24 protein-coding genes are annotated in these 25002 nt (G+C 39.6%); 8 read left to right on the forward strand and 16 right to left on the reverse strand.

What is annotated here, in order from left to right:
• Positions 1-131: 131 nt before the first annotated feature.
• The 8 genes from fis to rsmD all read right to left on the reverse strand — a co-directional run bounded on the left by fis (position 132) and on the right by rsmD (position 8046).
• Positions 132-422 carry a DNA-binding transcriptional regulator Fis gene (gene fis, locus DC53_RS05490; protein ID WP_002957804.1) on the reverse strand — a complete coding sequence of 97 codons (291 nt, stop codon included), beginning with the start codon at positions 420-422 and terminating at the stop codon, positions 132-134.
• Positions 423-441: 19 nt separating this feature from the next.
• On the reverse strand, positions 442-1413 hold the full coding sequence (dusB, locus tag DC53_RS05485; protein ID WP_198022396.1) for a tRNA dihydrouridine synthase DusB: 972 nt from the start codon (positions 1411-1413) through the stop codon (positions 442-444).
• A 281-nt stretch (positions 1414-1694) separates the two neighbouring features.
• Positions 1695-2576, reverse strand: a complete 882-nt coding sequence (gene prmA / locus DC53_RS05480) for a 50S ribosomal protein L11 methyltransferase (RefSeq protein ID WP_002957801.1) — start codon at positions 2574-2576, stop codon at positions 1695-1697.
• Positions 2577-2643: 67 nt separating this feature from the next.
• Positions 2644-4494: an RNA polymerase sigma factor RpoD gene (rpoD, locus tag DC53_RS05475; protein WP_007376024.1), complete on the reverse strand. Its 1851-nt coding sequence runs from the start codon at positions 4492-4494 to the stop codon at positions 2644-2646.
• A 124-nt stretch (positions 4495-4618) separates the two neighbouring features.
• The gene (gene dnaG, locus DC53_RS05470; protein WP_008136894.1) at positions 4619-6370 is read right to left on the reverse strand and encodes a DNA primase; all 1752 of its coding nucleotides are present in this window, start codon (positions 6368-6370) and stop codon (positions 4619-4621) included.
• Positions 6371-6613: 243 nt separating this feature from the next.
• Positions 6614-7060: a GatB/YqeY domain-containing protein gene (locus DC53_RS05465; RefSeq protein WP_007376027.1), complete on the reverse strand. Its 447-nt coding sequence runs from the start codon at positions 7058-7060 to the stop codon at positions 6614-6616.
• Positions 7061-7079: 19 nt separating this feature from the next.
• Positions 7080-7295 (reverse strand): 30S ribosomal protein S21, encoded by a 216-nt coding sequence (rpsU, locus tag DC53_RS05460; protein WP_002957797.1) that lies wholly within the window; start codon positions 7293-7295, stop codon positions 7080-7082.
• Positions 7296-7440: 145 nt separating this feature from the next.
• A complete protein-coding gene (gene rsmD / locus DC53_RS05455) occupies positions 7441-8046 on the reverse strand; it encodes a 16S rRNA (guanine(966)-N(2))-methyltransferase RsmD (RefSeq protein WP_007376028.1) in 606 nt (201 codons plus the stop codon).
• Positions 8047-8254: 208 nt separating this feature from the next.
• On the opposite strand from rsmD, the gene ftsY reads away from it, so the two are divergent.
• The 4 genes from ftsY to rpoH all read left to right on the forward strand — a co-directional run bounded on the left by ftsY (position 8255) and on the right by rpoH (position 13109).
• The gene (ftsY, locus tag DC53_RS05450; protein ID WP_033031085.1) at positions 8255-10165 is read left to right on the forward strand and encodes a signal recognition particle-docking protein FtsY; all 1911 of its coding nucleotides are present in this window, start codon (positions 8255-8257) and stop codon (positions 10163-10165) included.
• Positions 10166-10250: 85 nt separating this feature from the next.
• Positions 10251-10928 (forward strand): cell division ATP-binding protein FtsE, encoded by a 678-nt coding sequence (ftsE, locus tag DC53_RS05445; RefSeq protein WP_007376030.1) that lies wholly within the window; start codon positions 10251-10253, stop codon positions 10926-10928.
• Positions 10925-11911, forward strand: coding sequence for a permease-like cell division protein FtsX (gene ftsX / locus DC53_RS05440; protein ID WP_007376031.1), 987 nt, complete (start codon positions 10925-10927; stop codon positions 11909-11911). The genes ftsE and ftsX overlap by 4 nt, the downstream gene beginning before the upstream one ends.
• A 334-nt stretch (positions 11912-12245) precedes the next feature.
• Positions 12246-13109, forward strand: coding sequence for an RNA polymerase sigma factor RpoH (gene rpoH / locus DC53_RS05435; RefSeq protein ID WP_007376032.1), 864 nt, complete (start codon positions 12246-12248; stop codon positions 13107-13109).
• Between the two features lie 480 nt (positions 13110-13589).
• Here the strand turns inward: rpoH and DC53_RS05425 are convergent, their stop codons facing one another.
• The 4 genes from DC53_RS05425 to gpmM all read right to left on the reverse strand — a co-directional run bounded on the left by DC53_RS05425 (position 13590) and on the right by gpmM (position 18400).
• Positions 13590-14357, reverse strand: coding sequence for a divergent polysaccharide deacetylase family protein (locus DC53_RS05425; protein WP_420892174.1), 768 nt, complete (start codon positions 14355-14357; stop codon positions 13590-13592).
• Between the two features lie 66 nt (positions 14358-14423).
• Positions 14424-15680: a S41 family peptidase gene (locus DC53_RS05420; RefSeq protein ID WP_007376034.1), complete on the reverse strand. Its 1257-nt coding sequence runs from the start codon at positions 15678-15680 to the stop codon at positions 14424-14426.
• Between the two features lie 34 nt (positions 15681-15714).
• The gene (locus tag DC53_RS05415) at positions 15715-16854 is read right to left on the reverse strand and encodes a murein hydrolase activator EnvC family protein (RefSeq protein WP_008136785.1); all 1140 of its coding nucleotides are present in this window, start codon (positions 16852-16854) and stop codon (positions 15715-15717) included.
• A 1-nt stretch (position 16855) separates the two neighbouring features.
• A complete protein-coding gene (gene gpmM, locus DC53_RS05410) occupies positions 16856-18400 on the reverse strand; it encodes a 2,3-bisphosphoglycerate-independent phosphoglycerate mutase (protein ID WP_033031051.1) in 1545 nt (514 codons plus the stop codon).
• Positions 18401-18664: 264 nt separating this feature from the next.
• Between gpmM and DC53_RS05405 the strand changes: the two genes are divergently transcribed.
• The 4 genes from DC53_RS05405 to gpsA are packed head-to-tail and all read left to right on the forward strand — an operon-like array spanning position 18665 to position 20916.
• Positions 18665-19096 carry a rhodanese-like domain-containing protein gene (locus tag DC53_RS05405; protein WP_008136789.1) on the forward strand — a complete coding sequence of 144 codons (432 nt, stop codon included), beginning with the start codon at positions 18665-18667 and terminating at the stop codon, positions 19094-19096.
• A gap of 31 nt (positions 19097-19127) precedes the next feature.
• Positions 19128-19385 (forward strand): glutaredoxin 3, encoded by a 258-nt coding sequence (gene grxC, locus DC53_RS05400; protein ID WP_002957783.1) that lies wholly within the window; start codon positions 19128-19130, stop codon positions 19383-19385.
• 34 nt (positions 19386-19419) lie between these two features.
• Complete coding sequence (gene secB, locus DC53_RS05395; protein ID WP_007376038.1) at positions 19420-19905, forward strand: protein-export chaperone SecB; 486 nt, start codon at positions 19420-19422, stop codon at positions 19903-19905.
• Positions 19906-19908: 3 nt separating this feature from the next.
• A complete protein-coding gene (gene gpsA / locus DC53_RS05390) occupies positions 19909-20916 on the forward strand; it encodes an NAD(P)H-dependent glycerol-3-phosphate dehydrogenase (RefSeq protein ID WP_007376039.1) in 1008 nt (335 codons plus the stop codon).
• Between the two features lie 41 nt (positions 20917-20957).
• On the opposite strand, the gene DC53_RS05385 is transcribed toward gpsA, so the two are convergent.
• The 4 genes from DC53_RS05385 to trmL all read right to left on the reverse strand — a co-directional run bounded on the left by DC53_RS05385 (position 20958) and on the right by trmL (position 24996).
• Positions 20958-22445: a methyl-accepting chemotaxis protein gene (locus DC53_RS05385; RefSeq protein WP_007376040.1), complete on the reverse strand. Its 1488-nt coding sequence runs from the start codon at positions 22443-22445 to the stop codon at positions 20958-20960.
• Between the two features lie 198 nt (positions 22446-22643).
• Positions 22644-23369 (reverse strand): substrate-binding periplasmic protein, encoded by a 726-nt coding sequence (locus DC53_RS05380; RefSeq protein ID WP_007376041.1) that lies wholly within the window; start codon positions 23367-23369, stop codon positions 22644-22646.
• Between the two features lie 10 nt (positions 23370-23379).
• Complete coding sequence (locus DC53_RS05375) at positions 23380-24054, reverse strand: TorF family putative porin (RefSeq protein ID WP_033031053.1); 675 nt, start codon at positions 24052-24054, stop codon at positions 23380-23382.
• 477 nt (positions 24055-24531) lie between these two features.
• On the reverse strand, positions 24532-24996 hold the full coding sequence (gene trmL, locus DC53_RS05370; RefSeq protein ID WP_033031055.1) for a tRNA (uridine(34)/cytosine(34)/5-carboxymethylaminomethyluridine(34)-2'-O)-methyltransferase TrmL: 465 nt from the start codon (positions 24994-24996) through the stop codon (positions 24532-24534).
• Positions 24997-25002: the final 6 nt, after the last annotated feature.

Genomic DNA, 25002 nt, shown 5'->3' on the forward strand with positions numbered 1-25002 from the left:
ATAACGATAGAAAAACAAGTCTATAACAAGGCAAAAATTTTGCTGTGTAGTTATTCTACATAAAAAATTATTAACGACGTTATGGGCTTGTTTAGCTCGTTAGAATACTTACGCTTTCAATATAATTGGTATTAGTTCATGCCGTATTTTTTAAGCTTTTTACGTAAAGTACCACGGTTGATACCTAGTAAAATTGCTGCACGAGTTTGGTTACCACGTGTATATGTCATCACTTCTTCAAGTAATGGCGCTTCTAGCTCTGAAAGAACAAGGTCGTAAACGTCTTGCACATCTTGACCGTTAAGCTGCTTTAAATAGTGGTGAACAGCTTTTTTTACTGCATCACGCAATGGCTGCGGTTTCTCGTGTGACTGAACATGAGGGTTAGTGATAAATGGAGAAGTCACGTTTTGTTCGAACATTATTAAGTCTCTTTCTTTCTTAGTTAGCTGCTAGTGTTTTAAAGTATTGCTCTAATGCGACGACCTGTGCCTGTGGGTTGTCGAGCGCATTAAATACTCGCCTAAACTGACCATCACTGTCATGGGTTTGCAAATACCAAGATACATGTTTGCGAGCAATTCGCGCTCCCATTGGCTCACCGTAAAACATATGGAGGTTTGTTAAATGCTCCATTAATATACTGCGCACCTCTGCAATAGCAGGCGGCTGTAAATGTTCCCCAGTTTGCAAATAGTGGTCTATCTCCCTAAATATCCAAGGGCGACCTTGGGCGGCTCGGCCAATCATAATGGCATCTGCACCCGTATAGTCTAAAACCTGTTTTGCTTTTTCTGGTGATGTAATATCACCATTGGCAACAACAGGAATCGACACTGAACGTTTTATATCCCTAATCGTGGCGTACTCAGCATCACCTTTGTACATACATGCGCGCGTTCGCCCATGTACAGCAAGTGATGCAATGCCATAACGTTCAGCTATTCTCGCAATCTCTACACCATTACGGTTATCCGGATCCCATCCTGTACGGATTTTAAGTGTTACAGGTATATCTACAGCGTTAACGACTGCATCAATAATCTCTTCCACAAGTTCAGGAAACTGTAATAAGGCAGAGCCTGCGAGTTTCTTGTTCACTTTTTTTGCTGGGCACCCCATATTGATATCTATGATCTGTGCACCGTTAGCAACATTGAATTGTGCGGCCTGCGCCATAAGCTCAGGATCTGCTCCTGCAATTTGCACAGCACGTATACCCGATTCACCGCTGTGATCCATACGATTCATCGACTTTTCTGTTTTCCAAACCTTAGGATTTGACGATAGCATTTCAGACACAGCTAAGCCCGCACCTAAGCGTCGACAAAGTTGTCTAAATGGTCTGTCTGTAATGCCTGCCATTGGCGCGACAATTACATTATTCTCAAGTTGGTATTTACCGATACGCACTATATTCAATAGGCCTCTTTTCAAGGGGCGCTAAGTTTACGGTTTTTTTAGCAAAAATCAAAGGCTATAAATTGAACAAAAGTGACTTTTTTTTGCCCTTTTCGTATTGACATTTGATAACCGTATGAGGAATGGCTTTATTTGTGCGAAATTTGAGCGTATTTTGTTTTTGCAACAAAATAAGTTTATTTTTTATTATGTAAAAAAATAGTAAAGCCTGTTAAATACAGGCTTTACATGCATGTTTTGAGTTAATGCTCTAAATTTGATTGTGCAGTTTATTACGCTTTTTTAGTGCCACTCACTCGAGTCCAATCACCTTCAACGGCAATGTCATCTAGCTCAATAAACGGCGCGTAAATATCGGCAACCGATTGGGCTTGCTCTTCTAATATGCCCGACATAGCAATTTTTCCACCTGGCTTGAGTAATCCCAAAATTACACTGTGAAGTTCACGCAGCGGTTGCGCCAAAATATTAGCCACCACAATATCAGCACTAAACTCAGGTTGGTTTTCTGGAAGGTATACTTCGAGTTTGTCTGCAACACCATTTCGGTTAGCGTTATCAAGGCTTGCCTCAAGCGCTTGAGGGTCAATATCTATCCCAATCATACGCTCTGCACCTAGTTTTATAGCTGCAATACCTAAAATGCCTGAGCCACAACCAAAATCAACAACCGTTTTCCCCGTCAGATCTTGGCTTTCTAACCACTTAAGGCACAAGGCCGTTGTTGCATGTGTGCCTGTGCCAAAAGCAAGGCCTGGGTCTAGCAATACATTTACTGCATCAGGGTCTGGAATGTCGCGCCAGCTTGGGCAAATCCATAGTTTTTCGCCAAATTGAATAGGGTGGAAGTTATCCATCCATTCACGTTCCCAGTCTTTATCTTCAAGTTGCTCGATTTTGTATACTAAATTGTCTTTTAGCTCATCATGGCGCTTCAATAACGCAACGACTGCATTCATATCGTGATTAGCTTCGAACAAGCCAATGACTGTGGTATCAGCCCAGAACACAACAGTGCCAATTTTAGGCTCGTAAATAGGGGTATCTTTTGCGTCAATAAAGGTTACTGAAGCGCTACCCGCTTCCATTAATAGGTCGCTTACGGCATCAGCTGTTGCAGCATTGGCATTAATACGAATTTGGATCCAAGCCATGGTTATTTCCTTCAAATAGAAAAAAGGCCGCTATAGCGGCCTTTTTAGTTTATATAGTAGCGCTAAATTATTTAGCGTCTAAAAAGCTTTTCAGTAAATCTGAGCGAGAAGGGTGGCGTAATTTACGCAGCGCTTTCGCTTCTATTTGACGAATACGTTCACGTGTTACGTCAAACTGTTTACCTACTTCTTCTAAGGTGTGGTCGGTATTCATATCAATACCAAAACGCATACGTAGTACTTTAGCTTCACGAGCTGTTAGGCCTGCAAGTACATCGTTAGTTGCGCCTCGAAGAGACTCCATTGTTGCCGAATCGATTGGCGAATCAATGGTTGTATCTTCGATAAAGTCACCTAAGTGAGAATCTTCATCATCACCGATTGGTGTTTCCATTGAAATTGGCTCTTTAGCAATCTTAAGTACCTTACGGATTTTATCCTCAGGCATCATCATGCGTTCTGCTAATTCTTCTGGATTTGGCTCACGACCCATTTCTTGTAACATTTGACGAGAAATACGGTTAAGTTTATTAATCGTTTCAATCATATGTACCGGAATACGGATTGTTCTTGCTTGGTCAGCAATAGAGCGAGTGATTGCTTGACGTATCCACCACGTAGCATAAGTCGAGAACTTATAACCACGGCGATATTCAAACTTATCAACGGCTTTCATCAGACCAATGTTACCTTCTTGGATCAAATCCAAGAATTGTAAGCCACGGTTTGTATATTTTTTAGCAATTGAGATTACAAGACGTAAGTTAGCTTCAACCATTTCTTTTTTCGCGCGGCGTGCTTTCGCTTCACCAATGCTCATTCGACGGTTAATGTCTTTAATACGCTCAATGCTTAAACCTGTTGTTTGTTCAATAACAGATAATTTATTAATACTACGAATAATTTCTGGCTTAACTTCTTCAAGCTTAGCTGAATACTTTTCGTTACCTGAAATTTCTAAATCAACCCAAGAAGCGTCAGTTTCGTTGTTAGCAAAGTGCTTAACGAACGTTTTCTTCGGTAATTTAGCAATTTGTACAGCTTGTTTCATGATTAGACGTTCTTGAACGCGAACTCTGTCCATCATTTCACGCATGTTATTTACCATGCGGTCAAACTGTTTAGGTATTAATTTAAAGGTTCTGAAAAGCTCGCCAATTTCAAAAATGGCTGCTTGTGATTCAGGGTGCGAACGACCTTTAGCTTCAAACGTATCACGTGCTTTGTTGTATAAATCACGTAGATTTTCAAAATGAATGCGAGCTTCTTCAGGATCTGGTCCTGTGTCTATCTCTTCTTCATCTTCATCGTCGCTATCAGCATCGTCTTTGTCGTCTTTATCATCGTCGTCAAGTTGCTTAGCACTTAATTCTGAACCAATATTAGTTGCTGAAATTGGCGCTGTATCTTCATTCGGATCGATAAATCCAACGATGATATCGCTTAAACGCATTTCTTCAGCTTCAAACTTATCCCACTGTTCAAGTAGGTAAGTGATTGCTTCAGGGTACTCTGCAACAGAAATCTGAACTTGATTAATGCCTTCTTCAATACGTTTAGCGATTACAATTTCGCCTTCACGTGTCAGAAGTTCAACAGTACCCATTTCACGCATGTACATGCGTACCGGATCAGTTGTACGGCCGATTTCTTTTTCTACAGTCGCAAGGGCTGCAGCGGCAGCTTCTGCTGCGTCTTCGTCTGTCGTTGTTTCTTGCATCATTAATTCATCAGCATCAGGCGCATTTTCGCTAACCTTGATACCCATATCATTAATCATGCTTATGATATCTTCTACTTGATCTGAGTCTATAATGTCTTGTGGAAGGTGATCATTTACTTCTGCAAAAGTTAAGTAGCCTTGCTCTTTACCTTTCTGAATCAGAAGTTTTAATTGTGACTGAGGAGTTGGATCCATAGAGATTTTTTCTTCCACTCTGATAAGTTGATACAACAGGCGCCATCATGTAGTTTGCATTTAAGCCAACTAGAATAATGTGACGCAGTGAATAGCACAGTATAACAGCCAAAATTAGATCTGACTAGCTGTTAGTGGCTTTTAACGCTGTCATTAACAAATGACATTCAAGTCTTTCATCGCTATTGAGACCTTGTGTCTTGTCCTTTATTAATAAGGTCTCTAGTCGATAATTTAAACACTGATCTTCAATAAATTTAAAAGTATTTTGAAAAACAGTCTCTAAACGCTCTTCATTTATTTCGTGTTGCCACGTTGCAAGCTTGATTAATGGCTCGTAATCTTCAGTTCCTCTAAAAAATTCGAGTAATTGCGCGGTGGTAACATTCTCTTTTTCTAATGCTTGTTCTTGTAGGCGCAGTAATAATCCAATACCGGCTATGCTCATTTGCGCTAAATCGGGCAAATAAGGAATACTTTTAGCCAATTGTGGGTGCTGAATTAAAATACCAATGGCCTGTCGCATAGGTGTTATTTTAAATTTTCGCTCAATAGAGTGCTGTTGCTTAGGTGTTTTTAAGCGACTATTAAGCTGCTCACGTGTTCGACCAATTAAACGACCGAGTTGTTCAAGAATGTTTTCTTGATAAAACTCACTGGGTATTTTTTCTATTAATGGCAGTGCAGCACTAAGTAATTTTGCCTTGCCAGAATCGAGTGTTAAATCTATTTCTAGGCTTAATTTATTGAATAATACTTTAGTAAAGTCATCGGCTTCACTCAAGCGTTGTTCAAACAGCTCTTTACCTTCTTTTTGTACTAGAGAGTCAGGGTCTTCACCATCGGGTAAAAAAACAAAATTTAAGGCTTTTCCGTCATTCAAATAAGGAAGAGCATTTTCAAGTGCTCGCCACGCTGCATCTCGCCCTGCGCGATCCCCATCGTAACAACAAATAACTTTATCTGTTGTTCTAAAAAGGGTGTGCATGTGTTCGCTCGTAGTTGCAGTACCAAGTGCAGCAACAGCATATTCAATACCTTGTTCAGCAAGCGCCACCACATCCATATAACCTTCTACAATAAGTACATGATCTAACTTTTTATGAGCTTGTTTTGCCTCATATAAACCATATAACTCAAAACCTTTATGAAAAATTCTGGTTTCTGGAGAGTTTAAATATTTAGGACCTTGGTCGGCTTGCATTACACGCCCACCAAAGGCGATAACACGTCCGCGTTTATCGCGAATAGGGAACATTAAGCGGTCGCGGAAAAAATCAAATTGTCTGCCTGGTGTTTTTTCTGAAGCGAGCTTTAGCTCAACTAATTGCTCTTTTTGTTCTTTGTTGCGGCCAAGCTGTAGGCATAAACCATCCCATTCACTTGGAGCGTAACCAATCATAAATTTTTTAACTATTTCACCACTTAAACCTCGGCCCTTAACGTAGTCTATTACAGCCGTTGAATTGCTGTGGTGTTTTAATTGGTGTTGATAAAAGCGTGCTGTGTGAAGCATTAAATCGTAATCAGAGCGCTTTTGTGCTGCGGTGCGTTCTGGTGCTGAACTTGTGCCTTGTTCTCGAGGTACTTCTAAATTAAGCATGCTGGCTATTTCTTCAATAGCATCAACAAACTCGAGCTTTTCGTATTCCATTATAAATGAAATCGCATTCCCGTTAGCGCCACAGCCAAAACAATGATAAAACTGCTTATCTTGAGATACCGTGAACGAAGGGGACTTTTCATTATGAAAAGGGCAGCAAGCTTGATAATCTTTACCTGCTTTTTTTAGACCTACTTTTGAGTCTATCAGGTCGACAATATCGGTTCTGGCAAGTAAATCGTCTATAAAGTTACGTGGGATCTTTCCAGCCATTAGTAAAATGCAGTCCTGAGATAATGATAAAAATAACGAATATGAAATTTACTTTTTATACTCGCTTGGCGCAGAGTATAACGTGCTTTAACTTACCAAAACGAAAGCTAAATAAACAGAGTAGCTATAAATAATTTTATCTTTAAATAACCACATTGAAGCACTTTTTATTAAAGTTAAAAACAAAGAAACCGAGCACAAGGCTCGGTTTACTTCAATCATACTTTAATGTATGTGGGAGTATTAGGCAGTTAATCGTTGCTTAATTAAACCAGAGATCTTGCCCATATCGGCGCGACCCTCAGCCTTGCTTTTGATTATACCCATTACTTTACCCATGTCTTGCATACCTGCTGCATTAGTATCAGCAATAGCCGCGTCAATGAGAGCAATGATTTCTTCTTCACTCAATTGTTGAGGTAAAAAAGTTTCAAGCGCTACTATTTCATTGGCTTCAATATCAGCTAAATCATCACGCCCAGCATCTTTGTACTGAGTGTAAGAGTCACGACGTTGTTTAACAAGCTTCACTATAACGGAGGTAATACCTGCGTCGTCTAGCGTTATTTGCTCGTCAATTTCACGTTGCTTGATTGCAGCAAGTACCATACGAATAGGGTTAAGACGTTGCTTGTCTTTGGCTCTCATCGCATCTTTTTGCGCATCTTTTAGCGTTATTAAAAGGCTCATTTATACAAAACCTAATATATTAGTATAATTTAACGCGACGAGCGTTATCACGAGAAAGTTTTTTCATGTGACGTTTAACTGCAGCAGCTTTTTTACGTTTACGTTCAGCTGTTGGTTTTTCATAGTGCTCGCGACGACGAACTTCTGAAAGGATTCCTGCTTTTTCACATGAACGCTTGAAGCGACGAAGTGCTACGTCAAACGGTTCGTTCTCTCTTACTTTAATTACTGGCATTAAAAATTCACCTACCTAAATTATGAGCGTTGCTCAAGTTGATCAAACATTGATCAAGTGGTTCAAAAATGGTGCGGTATTGTAATCCGAAGCAACACCACATGTAAAGGACAATATTAACAGAAACACATCATGTAAAACAGTATTAATTTGATTGGCGTTGGTACAACCTAGAAAACACTTGGCCAGCTTTTTTTTCTTTAATTAACAGCCAGTTATCTGGTTTTGTGAATGAGTTTAAATCACTTTCAACTTCAACGTAAATTAAAGCTTCTGAGCTGAGCCATTGATTCTTTTCTAAAAAATCGCAGCTAATTTGGGCTAGGTTTTTACGAAAAGGGGGATCAACGAAAACGAGGTCAAAAGGTTCATTTAGGTTTTTTTGTTCTAAAAACGATAATGTATTTATATTTTTTACGTGCGCGTTTTGCAATTTTAAAGTTGTTATATTGTGTTCTAATTGCGTTGCTGCTAATAAATCAAGCTCAATAAAAGTAGCGCTTTTAGCAAAACGAGATAATGCTTCAAACCCTAAACCACCAGAGCCGGCAAAGCAATCAAGTACGTTTGTATCTCGTGTATCTTGCATTAACCAGTTAAATACTGTTTCTTTTATGCGATCGGTGGTTGGACGCAGACCTTGCACATCCTTTACTGGTAGCTTTCTGCCACGAAATTGACCGCTTATAATTCTAATAAAGCCATCACTTGATTTATTAATTACTTTATTTTGCGCCGTTTTATTTCTCATTTAGCTCACTAAAAAATGGTATCTGGGATCTAGCTCAGATAATATTGCAGTAGATTACGTATAGCTTCATTTTTCAACTGCATTAAAAGTGTTACTATTTAGCTCTTAATGTTTTGAACTGTTTTTTTGCTGGCAGATATTGCCGAGCACAATAAAGCTATTTTCAAATTTTAGTTTATCAGATTTTTATAAGTGGTTATTAGCAAGTATGGCAAAAAAAAGTAAATTCCTGTCTTGGTTTGGTTTTGGTAAGTCAGATGAAAAACAAGCAGAGCAAGTAAAAGAAACTAATAACCAACAAGCGTTGGCCGAACAACAAGAAGCTGAGCGTATAGAGCAAGAGCGCGCTGAAACAGAGAAGCACGATGCAGAGCAAGCTGAAAAGTTAGCGGTTGAACAAGCAAATGCTGAATTATTGGCAAAAGAACAAGCTGATGCCCACGCAAAACAATTAGAGCTGCAACAGCGTTTAGCCGAACAAGAAATGCAAATGCGCCTTGAGCAAGAGCGAATTGCGGCTGAAAAAGCTGAAGCCGAGCGTTTAGAGCAAGCACGTATTGAGGCTGAAAAAGTTGAAACCGAGCGTTTAGAGCAAGCACGAGTTGCAGCTGAACAAGCTGAAAGCGATCGTCTAGAACAAGCGCGTATTGAGGCTGAAAAAGTTGAAACCGAGCGTTTAGAGCAAGCACGTATTGAGGCTGAAAAAGTTGAAATCGAGCGTTTAGAGAAAGCGCGTGTTGAGGCTGAAAAAGCAGAAAGCGATCGTCTAGAACAAGCGCGTATTGAGGCTGAAAAAGTTGAAACCGAGCGTTTAGAGCAAGCACGTATTGAGGCTGAAAAAGCTGAAACCGAGCGTTTAGAGCAAGCACGTATTGAGGCTGAAAAAGCTGAAAGCGATCGTTTAGAGCAAGCGCGTATTGAGGCTGAAAAAGCTGAAAACGAGCGTTTAGAGCAGGCGCGTGTTGCGGCAGAACAAGCTGAAAGCGAGCGTTTAGAGCTGGCGCGTGTTGCGGCTGAAAAAACTGAAAACGAGCGCTTAGAGCTGGCGCGTGTTGCAGCTGAACAAGCTGAAAGCGATCGTCTAGAACAAGCGCGAGTTGCGGCTGAAAAAGTTGAAAGTGAGCGTTTAGAGCAAGCGAGTATTGAGGCTGAAAAACTTAAAGCGGAGAAAGAAGATAAACCCAAAAAAGAAGGTTTTTTTTCTCGCCTTAAAAAAGGCTTATTAAAAACTCGCGTTAATATTGGATCTGGATTTGCATCTATATTTAGCGGCAAAAAAATTGATGACGATTTATTTGAAGAGCTGGAAACCCAGCTATTAACTGCCGATTTGGGCGTTGATACAACCATGAAGTTAATCGATCGATTAACAGATGGGGCTAATCGTAAACAGTTAAAAGATGGCGATGCACTTTACGAGCTAATGAAACAAGAAATGGCCACTATGCTTAAAACTGCAGAGCAGCCTTTAGTGATACCAACTGATAAAAAACCATTCGTAATACTGATGGTGGGTGTGAATGGTGTAGGTAAAACCACGACTATTGGTAAACTGGCTAAGCAATTTCAAAACGAAGGTAAGTCGGTTATGTTGGCTGCTGGTGATACGTTTAGAGCGGCTGCTGTTGAGCAACTTCAAGTATGGGGTGAGCGCAATAGTATTCCTGTTATTGCACAACACACTGGCGCTGATAGTGCTTCAGTTGTTTTTGACGCATTTCAAGCCGCGAAAGCTCGTAAAGTGGATGTATTAATCGCCGATACAGCTGGGCGCTTGCAAAATAAAGATAATTTAATGCAAGAGCTTGAAAAAATAGCACGTGTAATGAAAAAAATTGACCCTGATGCGCCGCATGAAGTGATGTTAACGATTGACGCAGGCACAGGGCAAAATGCGATTAGCCAAGTGAATTTGTTTAATCAGTGTGTAGGCTTAACTGGTATTACCCTTTCTAAACTTGATGGAACTGCAAAAGGTGGTGTTATTTTTGCGGTGGCTGATAAGTTTAATATTCCAATTCGTTATATTGGTGTTGGCGAAAGTATCGATGATTTACGTACATTTAAGAGTGATGACTTTATTGATGCGTTATTTAGCCAAGATGAGGACGACGTTTAATTTACTAAGAGGGAGCTTGCTCCCTTTTTAATTGCGAGGAATACCAATTGCATTCGTGTTTATGGTGAGGTTGGCATAATAAAAAATGATAAATTTTCAGCAAGTAAGTAAAACCTACCCAGGAGGGCATCGGGCCCTTGAAAAAGTTAATTTTCATATTAAGCCGGGCGAACTTGCATTTTTAACTGGTCACAGTGGTGCAGGTAAAAGTACGTTATTAAAGTTAATTAGCTTAATGGAGCGCCCATCTGCGGGTAACGTGTTTATCAACGGTGTTGATTTAAATAAGGTTAACTCGCGTCAAATTCCCTATGCCCGTCGTGACATTGGTATTATTTTTCAGAATCATCGCTTATTAGAGCGCCATACTGTATTTGATAATGTGGCATTGCCATTAATTATTGAGGGTACTCATCATAATCAAATTGCAAAGCGGGTTCATGGGGCGCTCGATAAAGTGGGCTTAATTGATAAAGTGAAGTGCCACCCGTCTATGCTTTCTGGCGGCGAACAACAGCGCGTAGGTATTGCTCGCGCGATAGTTAACTCGCCACCAATTTTATTGGCCGATGAGCCTACAGGTAACCTTGACCCTGAACTTTCGATGGAAATTTTACGATTATTTGAAGATTTTAATAAACACGGTACAACCGTGCTTATTGCTACTCATGATTTGGGCTTGGTTGCGCGTATGAGATATAGAAGCTTAACTTTAAAAGACGGGCGAATGCTTCAAGACCCCTTAGCGCAGGAGGTTTTATGAGCTTACTATTTAAGGGGCGCCAAAATAAAAACGAAAAGCAAAAAAAATCTATATTAGCTGGCGGTTATTTTTTTATTATTAATATTTTTCGTCAAGGAATACACAGCCTTGGTGAAATGTGGCGTACGCCTTTAGCTTCGATGATGACAATTGCTGTACTAGGTTTGAGTTTAACGCTACCAGCAACACTTTATTTAGTGGTTAAAAATGTTCAACAAGTCAGTAGCGGGTTTGAAGAAGCAAGCGAAATATCTTTGTTTGTAAAAGAGACGATGAGCGAGCAACAAACACAAACTTTGGTGAAACGTTTAGCACTGTATCCCGAAGTTGAGAGTGTGGCATTTATTTCAAAGCAGCAAGCACTTACAGAGTTTAAAAGTGTCTCGGGGTTTGGGCAAGCATTAGAGTACTTAGATAGTAACCCACTTCCTGATGTTGTGTTGGTCACGCCAACTAAGCGTGATCGTCAGCCTAATGCAGCTAGAGCTCTTTTAACTAAGCTGGAAGCTGAGCGTGAGGTTGATTTTGGTAAGCTCGATATAGCATGGTTAGAGCGTTTAAATGCATTGTTGAGTTTGTTAAAAGAGAGTGTAATAACGATCACGCTACTGTTACTTACTTCAGTCACGCTTATTATTGGTAATACTATTCGTTTATCTATTATGGATAAAAAAGAAGAAATACAAGTAATGAAATTAGTTGGGGCTACTAATACATTTATTCATGCACCATTTTTATGGACAGGTATTTGGTATGGTGTTATCGGTGGGCTATTTGCCTTCATATCGGTTGCTTTAATGATGTGGTGGCTATCTTCTGCTGTTAGTAGTGTAGCGGGTGTTTACCAAACAAGTTTTTCGTTAATTGGTTTAACATTAAAAGAGTTTGGCCTGTTAGTTTTACTTGCAACAAGCTTGGGCTTTATTGGTTCGTATCTTTCTGTAAATCGATACATTAAAGAAATAGAACCCGATAAAGTATAATTCGAATCTATTAGTCGTTCGATGCTTATGTACCATATAAGTGAACTAACCCTGCTCGGTATGCGTATGCTATCGGGTTGGGTAGTACCTCCTTTATTAAAACTGTCATGTTTGTGTACTATTCTCCTCAAGGTAATAAGTTATAAATGAGGTGCTGCGATGAGGTGAACCTCTTGCATCCCTTTAATTCATCACTTATTCAGCCGCTTATAGTAGACTTAAATAACGCAAAAAAACCTCTTGATTTATGATTAAAAAAAGTTTTAAATTGGGGTTAGCACTCTTGGTTAAAGAGTGCTAAGATGGTTTCAAATGTTTATCACCGAGGTGAAAAATGAGTAAAGATTTATACGCAATGGCACTTACAGTCGGACAACAAAGCGCAAGCATGGACGGTTACCTTCAAGCGGTAAGCACTATTCCTATGCTTAAGGTTGAACAAGAACAAGAGCTTGCTAAAAGGCTTCAGGAAGAAGGCGATCTTAGTGCTGCCAAGCAACTCATTATGTCGCATTTACGCTTTGTAGCACATATTGCTAAAAGCTACTCTGGCTATGGTTTACCACAAGCAGACTTAATCCAAGAGGGCAATATAGGCCTGATGAAAGCGGTAAAGCGTTTCGACCCTACAGTGGGAGTTCGTTTAGTATCGTTTGCAGTTCATTGGATTAAAGCAGAAATTCATGAGTTTGTGCTTAAAAATTGGCGCATAGTTAAAGTTGCGACAACTAAAGCACAACGTAAATTGTTTTTTAATCTTCGCAAAAATAAAAAGCGTTTAGGTTGGTTTAACCAAGCAGAAGTTAGCACTGTTGCGAGCGAGTTAGGTGTGAGTGAAAAGGAAGTTCGTGAAATGGAATCGCGTATGAGCGGCCAAGACATGGGCTTCGACTTGACAGGTGACGACGATGATAACGCACCAACAAGTACTTACTCTCCAGTACAATATTTAACGGATGGTGCAGCTGATCTGGCTGACGACGTTGAACAACAACAGTGGAAAGAGCAGGCGCATACGCGTTTATTTAGCGCACTTAAAACACTTGATGAACGCTCGCAAGATATTGTTAGCGCACGTTGGTTGTCTGATGATAAGGCGACTCTTCAAGAGCTGGCACAAAAGTACAGTGTATCAGCCGAACGTGTTCGTCAGCTTGAAAAAACAGCGATGAAAAAGTTACAAAGCGCTATGAGCTAAACACAGCTCAAGCAGCAAAATTTAAAAAGCCCTGCATGAAAATGCGGGGCTTTTTTGTTTACGGCCGTAAGCTTTCACCTGCCTAGTGCTAAAATTGATAACCGGTTCTACTTTAAATAAGTAACTGAGAATATCTATATATGTTTTTATGGCTGGTAAAATTATAATTAATGTAGTTAACGCGACAGCCCAAGGTTTACTAAACCACCATACTTTTGAAGTTTGAAAATAGTTGGGTGGGGCTTTTAATTTTTCTCTTTCAGAAATCATGGTAGGTGAAATCTCTATAACTTCAGCAACAATAAATTTTATTAAATGAAAATTACGTAGCTTGTTAATTGAAGCTTCAGAGTAAAAGCTTTGGCTATGGAGTTTAATTGTTTGTATTTCTTTACCATGATTCAGAAAATAATCAGCAAGGAAAAAAATTAGTTATTTTTCATGTTTGCTATACATATAATTTCCTTATTAAAGTACATATCATCGAGCACTAACCCCTTTGCCCTCAGCCTGCGCCAACTGAATGTATTTACGCTCAACCAGCTGCGAAACCGGCACAAGTTCAAAGCCTTGATCTATTAACTGTGGTAACGCTTCACGTAAAAAATCAATAGTTTCAGGATAAGGGTGGGCGATAGCAATGGCAAAATTGTGATCGGTTGCTTGCTGTTTTAATTCATCAAACCTTAACTGCAATTGCTCGGGGGTGATAATGTTGTCTAAAAATACTTGGCGGCTAATATTAGCAACACCTAAAAAGTTTGCCGCATTTTGAGCTTGGCTTAAATCTGTGGTACGACTATCTAAAAAGTATAAATGGCGTTTTTTAAGCACTTCCATTGTCCATTTCATAGCTTGGCTATGTTGTGTTAGTGCTGAGCCCATATGATTATTAACGCCCTTAACTTGTGGCAGACTAGCTAAGGCAGTGCCTAGAGTTTGCTGGAGCTGCTCTTTACTCATACTTAATGTAAGCGCGCCGGGGCCTAGTTTTTTCCCATTTAGCGCCTGCATGGGCACATGAAGTAATAGCTCTTTATTTGACTGACTCGCTAGCGAAGCAAAAGCTTGCGAATAGGGGGTGTGAGGCAAAATTGAATATGACAATTGCCCTGGTAAGGTTAAGAACTCTAAATCTCTTTGATGGTAGCCTATATCGTCAATTACGATTGCTATTTGCTTCGCTTTAACATCAAAAGAGACAAAGCAAGTGACTAATAAAAGCCACGTTGTAATGCTTGCGTTAATAGTTTTCAAATTTATAATTTTTATTATCTTATTAAGCTCAGTAAGTTGCTCTAAATAAAGCGAATGTTATTGCATACTGAGCAACTGTTTTGCTTTAACTAATTGTAAATCAGCCAAATTACTTGAAAGTAATTGCTGAGTACCTTTAGTCTGTTCGTTTTTTATTATAACGGCTTTATTGTTTTGTGAAAGGTTTGTTTGATTAATCGCCACATCGGGCGTTATTCCTACACCATCAATTGATTTACCTGAAGGCGTAAAGTATTTTGCTGTAGTCAGTTTTAAGGCTGTATTACCGTCACCTAATGGGATGAGAGATTGAACAGAGCCTTTACCGAATGACTGGCTTCCTACAATCTTTGCACGATTATTATCTTTTAAAGCAGCCGCTAAAATTTCAGCTGCTGAAGCCGAGTTTTCATTTATGAGTACCACAATTGGTGCACCTTTTAACACATCACCGTGCTTGGCGTAAAAGGCTTGATTTGCATCAAAAAAACGCCCCTTAGTGGTTACAATAGTGCCGCTTTGTAAAAACAGGTCTGATACTGCCACAGCACTTTTTAAGGTGCCACCAGGATTGTCGCGTAAATCGATGACCAGTCCTTTGAGTGGGTAACCATAGTGATTTTGCATGGCTGCAACTTGTATTGCTACCTCATGTAGTGTGTGATTGGAAAAGCTATTGATAGCTAAATAGCCAGTGCCGGTATCTAAAAGCTGACTGGTTACACTTTCTAAATCTATTTGGGTGCGGGTAACATCAAAAGGTATATGGGTTTTATTTGTATTACGTTGCACTGTTAAGTGAATGCTTGCAAACTTACTGTCCCTTATTAAAGCAGCTACTTGGTCAATTGTAAGTGTTGCAACAGTATGGTTATTAATACTAATTATAATATCGTTAGGTAAAATCCCTGCATTTTTGGCCGGAGAGTTATTAACAACATCGATAATAGTCATTTGCTCGTCAATATTTTTAACTTCAATACCAAGGCCTGTGTAACGACCGTTTGTGTTGTCAAATAACGCAGTGAGTTCATGCTCGTCGAGGTATTTAGAATAAGGATCGAGCTTTGAATATAAGCGTTCAAATTGATGATTGTTGTATTTTATATGCATGCTATTTTGTAATTCTAAGTCATCAACATAATAAGCATGAATATTAAATAAAATTTCGTCTATTTGTTGCCTCTTCAATTGTTTTACTGAGCTGGCAGAGGCGCTATTGATAAAGAAAATAAAGACAAGTAAACACAGGCTTAAAATGAAACCTGTGTTTTGTTTTTTTTCGTAGAATGTCGTTGGGGTTTTGTTTTTCATCAGCTGCTCCAGAGCGGTGCAGCGGTTTATTCAATTAAATACGTCTGCACCATTTTACAGGATTTACTGCGCGTCCTTTGTGGCGTATTTCAAAGTATAGACCAGAACTTGCTTGTCCGCCGCTTTGGCCAACTAAAGCTAAAGTTTCACCTTCTCTAACCATATCGCCAACATCTCTGAGGAGTGTCTGTGCATGGCCGTATAAACTCATAAAGCCTTCACCATGATCAACAACGATCACCCAGCCATAACCTTTTAGCCAATCGGCAAATACAACTTGGCCATTGTGCACGCTATTAACATTCACGCCTTCTTTTGCACCAATTAACACGCCTTTCCAATCAATACCGCCATGCTTACGCTGGCCAAAGGTGTGTTCTAACTTACCTCTGGTCGGCCAATTTAGTTTACCCTTACTTTTATTTAGGCCGAGTAATTCGATCTTTTGCGTTTTCTCTTTTTCAAGCTCTTCAATGGTTGTAATTAAAGTTTGTTGGTTTTCTTTAAGGTAATTAATAGAGCTTTTGGTACTTGTGAGCTGAGCTTGTAAGTTTTTAAGATTTGCTTGGCGTTCACTTTGAGCGTTAAGCAAAGCAGTTTGACGCCTTTTTTGCTCGTCATGTAAAGCGATTAACCTTTGTTTTGTTTTAGCCAGCTCTATCTGATTAGAAGCTATTTCCTCTTGAAGGGCTTTTAGGTCTTCAATTTGCTCTATCCTGGCTTTATTTAAGTAATTGTAATAACTGAGAGTGCGCTCAAATTTTGCTGTGTCTTCTTGGTTCAAAATCATTTTAGAGTAGTCATCGCCGCCAGCCATATAGGCACTTTTTAATTGCGCGGCTAAAATGCGCTGAAATAGGGCGTGTTTTTGATCAAGTTGTTCTGCTTTTTGTTGTTGCAGTTTTTGCTGCTGTTGGTTTTTTTTAACCGATTGCTCAGCCATATTAAGCGCTTTAGCATTTTTTGCTATGTTGAGCTCATGACTTTTGAGATTTTTTTGTAGTTTTGCTATTTTTTTTCGTTGTTCATTATATTGCGCTTGATTTTGTTCAAGCGCGTTTTGTACTTCGGATAAATCTTTTTTAGTGCGGTCTTCGTTAGCGACTGCAGGTGCAGCCGCTAACGAAGTAAGTATTAAGCCGCACTTAATTAACCGGTTAATACGTTTATTCATTTTATTTCAACATCATGATAGGCGTACCAGTCATTTCTCTTGGTTGCTCTATACCCATTAAGTGAAGCATTGTTGGGGCTACATCACTTAAGGATTTACCTTGCATTGGCTCTGCATCGCGACCAACATAAATAAAATGCACCGGTTCGCTAGTGTGGGCGGTATGTGCTTGGCCTGTTTTGAGATCAGCCATTTGCTCAGCATTACCATGGTCAGCTGTTATTAACGCTTCACCACCAAACTCTTCTAGCGCATCAACAACACGTCCAATGCAGCTATCTACAGCTTCACAGGCTTTAACAGCAGCCTCAAATACACCAGAATGACCAACCATATCGCCGTTAGGGTAGTTGCAAATAATAGCATCGTATTTACCGCTTTTTATTGCAGCTACCAGCTTGTCGGTTAACATTTCTGAATTCATTTCTGGTTGTAAATCGTACGTTGCTACTTGCGGCGAAGGAATTAGTTCGCGTGTTTCGCCTTCAAATTCACTTTCGCGCCCGCCACTAAAGAAAAACGTAACGTGTGCGTACTTTTCGGTTTCAGAAATACGTAGTTGCGTTTTACCATTTTTTTCAAACCACTCACCTAAAACATTAACTAAAGGGGTAGGACCAAATGCCACTGGTGCGTTAATGTCGGCTGCGTATTCTGTCATCATTACAAAAGCACTAAGCTCAGGCGTTCTTTTTTTAGTAAACCCATCAAAATCAGGTTCAACAAATGCACGTGTAATTTCGCGGGCTCTATCTGCTCTAAAATTAGCAAATATAATAGTATCACCATCATTTATTGTTGCTGGTGTCGCGCCTGCAGGGGTAATTGTGGTGGCAGCTACAAATTCGTCGTTTTCGTCGCGCTCATATGCAGCTTCAAGTGCTATTACGCCGTTATCGTAATTAAAATCGCCCTCGGCAAGAGTCATTACGTTATAGGCTTTCTCTACACGATTCCAGCGATTATCTCGGTCCATGGCGTAGTAGCGACCAATTAATGAAGCCAAACGACCGCATTTAAGCTCGCTAAATAATGCTTCAATACGTTCAATAGACGCTTTAGCGCTACGTGGTGGTGTGTCACGGCCATCTAAAAAGGCGTGAAAATAGACTTCTTTAGCACCACGTTTAGCAGCAAGTTCAATACTTGCAACGATATGATCTTCGTGGCTGTGCACACCGCCGGGGCTCAATAGGCCCATAATATGAACGGCTTTACCTGCTTTCACAGCTTTATCTATATTTTCAACAAGTGCAGGTGTTGAATCAAATTCGCCATCATTAATGGCTTTGGTGATACGAGTAAAGTCTTGATAAACTACTCGTCCAGCCCCTAAGTTTACATGGCCAACTTCAGAGTTGCCCATTTGCCCATCAGGAAGACCAACATCAAAGCCCGAAGCTGAAATTAATGTATGAGGGCGTGTAGCCCATAAGTTGTCTAGTACTGGCGTGTTTGCCGCCAAAATAGCATTACTTTGCTCATCTTCGCGATACCCCCAACCGTCTAAAATCATTAATACCAGTGGTTTTTTATGTTCTGTCATAGTCACTCCTGAAAGTTAGCACCTGTTTGGCTTTAGCATACCGTGTTTTGTAACTAGGGTCAGCATGCAAAGCCGCATATTAATTTTTTTCACTCTGCTGAGAAACGTAAACACACACTTAGATAAGGTATATATGGGGCGTTTTATGTACTTTTAAACAACGTCTAAACTCGCATTTTAAGTTGGTTTGGGTATACTTGCGTGGCTAAAGTCTAAAATATCTAAAACACTACGTTTTAGGATGTAATTTATAGTGGAAGTCGAATGGATCAATATATTGAATTTATCACCAATCACCCAATTTTAAGCCTTGCTTGGGTGGGTATTGTATTTCTTATTGTTAGTGGCTGGATAAAAAGTAAGTTTTCAGCTGTTCGTCAAATAAATCCTCAACAGCTTACGTTACTTATTAACCGTGATGACGGTCAAGTAATCGATATACGTGCGCAAAAAGAGTTTAATACAGGGCGTATTTCTGGTGCTGAGCACTTAAGCCCAGAGAATGCGAAAAAATCTGACTTTTCAAGCCTTGAAAAGTACAAGACTAAACCCATTATAGTTGTATGTACTACAGGTATGACTGCCCAAGGTACTGCAGCCGCTATGAGTAAAGCTGGTTTTGAACGAGTTTACTTATTAGCCGGTGGCATGGGTGCGTGGCAATCTGCTAGCTTACCAACTACAACAGGTCGCTAATCAGTTTAGCTAGGCCGATAGAGGATTTATTATGAGTAATGTTGTTTTATACACCAAGGCGTATTGTCCATTTTGTCAGCGTGCTCTTTCGCTTTTAAACAGCAAAGGCGTTGAATACACAAATTATGATATTGGTGTACAGCCTGAGCTACGCGATGAAATGATTGCCAAAGCAGGTGGTGCAAGCACAGTACCGCAAATTTTTATTAATGATGAACATATCGGTGGCTGCGACGACATGATGGCTATTGAAGCGCAAGGTAAACTTGACGCTAAGCTAAACGCTTAATTTAATTATAATAACGAACAAGTTAGGAATAACAATGAACGAAGAAACTCAAAACGTAGCAGCTGCAGAAGCCGGCGCACAATTTACTATTCAGCGTATTTACACTAAAGATGTGTCGTTTGAAACACCAAACTCTCCGGCTATTTTTCAAAAAGAATGGACGCCAGAAGTTAAGTTAGATTTAGATACACGTTCTAATAAGTTAGATGAGGGTGTATTTGAAGTTGTTTTGGCATTAACAGTAACTGCTTCGCTTGGTGAAGAAACTGCGTTTTTATGTGAAATTCAACAAGCGGGTATTTTTACTATTGCTGATGTTGAAGAAGTGCAACTTGCACATATGCTAGGTGCATTTTGCCCTAACGTGTTATTTCCATATGCACGTGAAGCTGTATCAAACCTTGTTAACCGTGGTACATTCCCACAGCTTAATCTTGCGCCAGTAAATTTTGATGCGTTATTTGCACAGTACATGCAACAACGTACTGCGCCTGCTGACCAGGTTACAGCAGACGCATAACTCATGAATACAGCAACTACAGCTGTTACTGTATTAGGGGCGGGGTCTTACGGCACCGCCCTTGCTATTTGTTTAGCCCGAAATGGTCACAACGTGACACTTTGGGGAAGAAATAGCGACGACGTTGCCACGCTTGCAGCTGAGCGGAAAAATCAACGTTACTTACCAGATGCCCCTTTTCCAGATACTCTTACTCTTGAAGCCAACTTACAACGTGCCGTTGCTAGCAGCGCTATTGTACTTGTTGTTGTGCCAAGCCATGCTTTTGGCGATACACTTCAGCAAATTAAACCAGCATTACAAAAAGGCGCGAAAGTAGCATGGGCTACCAAAGGGCTTGAGCCTAATACTGGACGCTTGTTACAAGAAGTTGCACTGCAAGAATTGGGAGATGATATTCCACTTGCGGTACTTTCGGGTCCCACATTTGCAAAAGAAATGGCGATGGGTTCACCTACGGCTATTTCTGTGTCTTCTACGTCGCCTGAATTTGCCCAGCAGCTTGCGGATTTACTTCATTGTGGTCGCTCATTCCGAGTGTATAACAATGATGACTTTATTGGCATTCAACTTGGTGGTGCGGTTAAAAATGTAATTGCAATTGGTGCAGGTATTTCGGATGGCGTAGGCTTTGGTGCAAATGCACGTACAGCGCTCATAACGAGAGGACTTGCCGAACTTACTCGTCTAGGTTGTGCTCTTGGCGCAAAGCCAGAAACCTTTATGGGAATGGCTGGCCTTGGTGATTTAATACTAACCTGTACAGATAACCAATCACGTAATCGTCGATTTGGTTTAGCGCTGGGTAAAGGCGAAAGTGTAGATGCTGCTATTAAGTCAATTGGCCAAGTTGTTGAAGGCTTTAGAAATACTAAAGAAGTGTATTTGTTAGCGCAGCGCACTGGTGTGGAAATGCCAATTACTGAACAAATTTATAAAGTTCTTTATGAAAATAAAGACATGAAAGATGCAGCTATGGCGCTATTAGGCCGAGAGCAAAAGTCGGAATAAAAAATAAGCCTTTTAGCTAATATCTGAAAGGCTTATTTTCTTTACGTTTTAAAAACAGTTACTGATTTTTTCAGTTTAAGAGCGAGTGTTTTCATATCTTCTGAATATGTTTGAACTTGTTCAATTTTCCCCATGCTGTTTTGACCAGCACTGACAACTTCATTGATATTTTTACTTAGATCTTCAGCAACAGTGCTCTGCTCTGATACAGCACTAGAGATGTGACTCGACATATGTGTAATAGATTCTATTACTTCAGATATATTTTCTATTAATTCACTGGCTGCATTTGCAGCACTCATGCTTTCTTGACTCATACTTTTACTTAAGCCCATAACATTAACAGCAGATTGTGAGCCTTGTTGTAATTTGTTAATTGTTTCATGAATTTCAGCTGTACTCGTTTGTGTTCTACTTGCTAAAGAGCGTACTTCATCAGCAACAACAGCAAATCCACGGCCTTGCTCACCAGCTCTGGCTGCTTCAATAGCGGCATTTAATGCTAGCAAATTGGTTTGTTCAGCTATCGCTTGAATAACATCCAGCATAGATACAATATCTTGCACGCTATTTTCAAGACTAGCAATTACCGTTGATGCTTCATCTAATTGTCCCACCAAGTTCTCTATTGAATTTATAGAGCTTAGGAATGCGTCATGAACTTTTTTTGCATCTATATTTGCTGTTTCGGCGGAGCTTAGCGTTAATTTGGCATTATTTTCAATTTCTACCGCAGACGATGCCATTTGCGTAATTGCAGTTGCTATCTGGTCTGTTTCTGATTGTTGTTCTGTTAAATAGTGAACACCTTCGCTGCTAACATTAGAAATACTCCCAGCAACGTTAAAGGAATCCTCTACTGATAGTTTCACACCGTTAATAAGCTCAGCAATTTTGTGTTCAAATTGGTTGAATGAAGCCGCGAGTTGGCCTATTTCGTCGTTGCGACGAACAATTATCTCTTGTGTTAAATCACCATCGCCATTGGCAATGGTTGCCATTTTTTCAGCCACTTCAGATAATGGTTGAGCAACTAATTTTTTGAAAATATAGATTAAAACTCCAGCTAAAATAGTGACGAGTAGTAATATTTCTATAACCGAAAAAATAGCCAGTTCAAGTAGCACAGCCTCAATATGACTAAACTCAATATAAAGATTAATTTTGCCTACTTTATTTTGTGTTCCTGCATCATCGTAGAATAACTCAGTTTGTGTCATTGATGGTGTTTCTGCACCATCTGTTTCAACGAATACCTCTCCATTCGTATCGTATACTACTATTTTGGATATATTTTGGGATGCAACTTCGGCATTTATTAGCTTTTTGGCTAATTCATCTTGGAAGTTCCACATCGCATTGGGTAGTGACAGTCCAATACGCTCTTTTGCAAGATTGATTTCAGTATCAAGCTTTAGCTTTAATTGATTGCTTTGTGCGGTGTAATCATAAACACCAAAGCAAAGCAAAACAAAAACCATAGCGCTTAATGTAGTAATAACCAGCCTAAATAGAATTGAACGAGTCAAAATATCTCCTTACTTAATCGGAACTCTGGTTAAAGTTGTTGATAACGTTTTGAACGATAGTTCATTTATTTTTCTGTCCAGGTATTTTAGGAGAGCAAAGCGAATTTACGCGTTAATAGCTGGCTCGTTGCAACTAAATTCAACGAGGTTAATGTTGAAAATAGTTGCTTGGGATATATTTACTATTCAAAGTCCAAATTACTTAAGATAATTTGCCATAATGGTGTTTACATCTATTTTTGTAAGCCCCTGATTATAGATTTTCTGCCATTTTTGCCCTTCAGTATCATTTCTAAAGGCAATGTATAGTTTTTTATCTTCTAATAATGTTGTGTTCATTGCCACCTTATTTTTTAGTGCTGATAGCGATTTATCGGTATCCAGTAAGTACTTAAGTACGTTTGCGTCTATTACTGCAGCATCAATTCGCCCCGCAGCTACTTTTTTAATATTTAATACATCAGAAGGAGCTGCGTCTCCTTTAATTGTGCCAGAGGCAATCATGTCATCAAGTTCTTTTGTATTAACATAGTCTTGTACAACACCAATACGTTTACCTTTAAGGTCTCCCACCGATGAATAGGCAATTGGTTTAGCGTTATTTTGTAGCAGCCCCAGAGGTCCAGTCCCTGTTGCATCAGAAAAAACAAAATCCGATGTTTCATGCATATATTCTGGAAAGTAGCCGACATACTTAGAATTTGCTTGTGAAGCAGAGTTAACGGCACGTGACCAAGGATAAAAATCTACGATAAGCTCATGTCCTTCGGCCTTAAATGCTGCTTTTGCGACTGCGACTGATGCTCCTTGTTGTTCTAATGATTTATCTGAATAAGGAGGCCAAGCCAAGGATGTTAAATAAACTGTTTCAGCAGCTATAAAATTAGAAAAAGTAAGTAAAAGAAAGAATAATGTGGTTTTCATTTATAAACCCTTAGAAGTTAAATGTTCTTGAAACGGTTGCTAGTAAAGTTGCATCACCGTACGTTTCTAAATCTGTGTCTTCATAACCAGCAGTAAAATTCCACTCATTCCAAGTATAGTTTGCAGTTATACGCCAATGCATATAATTATCATCACCAGGCTCCCATTCCCACTTGTCATCGTCGAAACTCATAGAGTAATCGGCGCCTATATCAATTGAAAAAACGTCATTAATCGGAACGTTGTGCGTCAGCATAATGATGCTATGCCCAGCCCCTGTAGCAAAGTAATCCCATGCGTACCAAAAGTTAAGGTTCGTGTTGCCATAATTGAATTTGGCGTAAGTTTCAGCGTAGTTATAATCGGAGCTAAAATCTTCACCATGGTAAGTATATTGCGCAATACCAATATCTAGATTAATCGAGTCTGCTAAGCTTGTGTAATAGCCAATGTAGCCATCGGCTTCTATATCAGTGCCTTCACCAAAGTCGACATTAGAGCCCCAAATTCCGGCATACAATCCCGAGTCTCCGGCCCAATCAAAACTTGCTTGTAAAGCCGGGTCTTCTTGAGTTTGACTTACACCATTGAATAAGTAATCAGATGCTAAGGTAACTGTCGCTGATGTAGCAGCAATACTCGATGTAGAGCATAAAATAAGTGAGCAAAGAAATATTTTTTTCATAGAGTTTCAATGTAATTAAATAATTGTATGACATTGAGCTTAGTTCAATAATTATGATTATGAGAACTGTATAGTAAAAAATGAATGTTAATTTGATACAGGATAGTCTTTATTTTGGGGCGGTTTAAATGAGATGCATACAGATAACCTGAATTCCGGTTAAGGGATTTACTAATATATTGAACAATAATGATATTTTAATTTATTTTTCTATAGCAAGGGATTTGCAGTGAAAGCAAGGTGAATTTGCACGCCAATAATGGGCCTATTGTAAGTAAGTTCAGGTTAGATAATACGCAGCCGAAGATAGGTTATTGCTTTTATTCCTGGGCTGTAATTTTGTAGTTCAACATTTTAAGTTTGTTGTATTTTCTGATAACTGCATATATTAGCTGATAGTGTAGCCAAGGGCTTTAATTTAGAGCTCATTTAAACTAAGAGCCATACCTTGGCTTACAATATTAGTAAGTGCATTAGTTATTGTGCGTTAGGGAAGCCCAATTGACGCCAAGATTCATAAACAAATACAGCCACGGCGTTTGACAAGTTCATACTACGACTATTAGCTTGCATAGGAATACGAACACGTTGCTCATTTGGTAGGGCTTGGATCATATCATCAGGAAGGCCACGGGTTTCTGGGCCAAATACAAGGCAATCGCCAGCTTCGTAACTTGCTTGATGATGAAACTGGCTACCTTTAGTAGTACATGCATATACTTTGTTAGGCTTACATTTTTCAAGGTAGTCCTCAAATGAAGCGTGACGTTGAACATGGCTGAATTCATGGTAATCAAGGCCTGCACGTTTTACACGTTTATCATCCCATTCAAAACCCAAGGGCTCAATTAAATGCAGTGAATAGCCTGTGTTTGCGCACAGACGAATAATATTACCAGTGTTAGGAGGAATTTCAGGTTGGTATAAAACGATATCCAGCATAATAAG

This window comes from Pseudoalteromonas fuliginea (assembly GCF_000690055.1).
Classification (GTDB): Bacteria; Pseudomonadota; Gammaproteobacteria; order Enterobacterales; family Alteromonadaceae; genus Pseudoalteromonas; species Pseudoalteromonas fuliginea.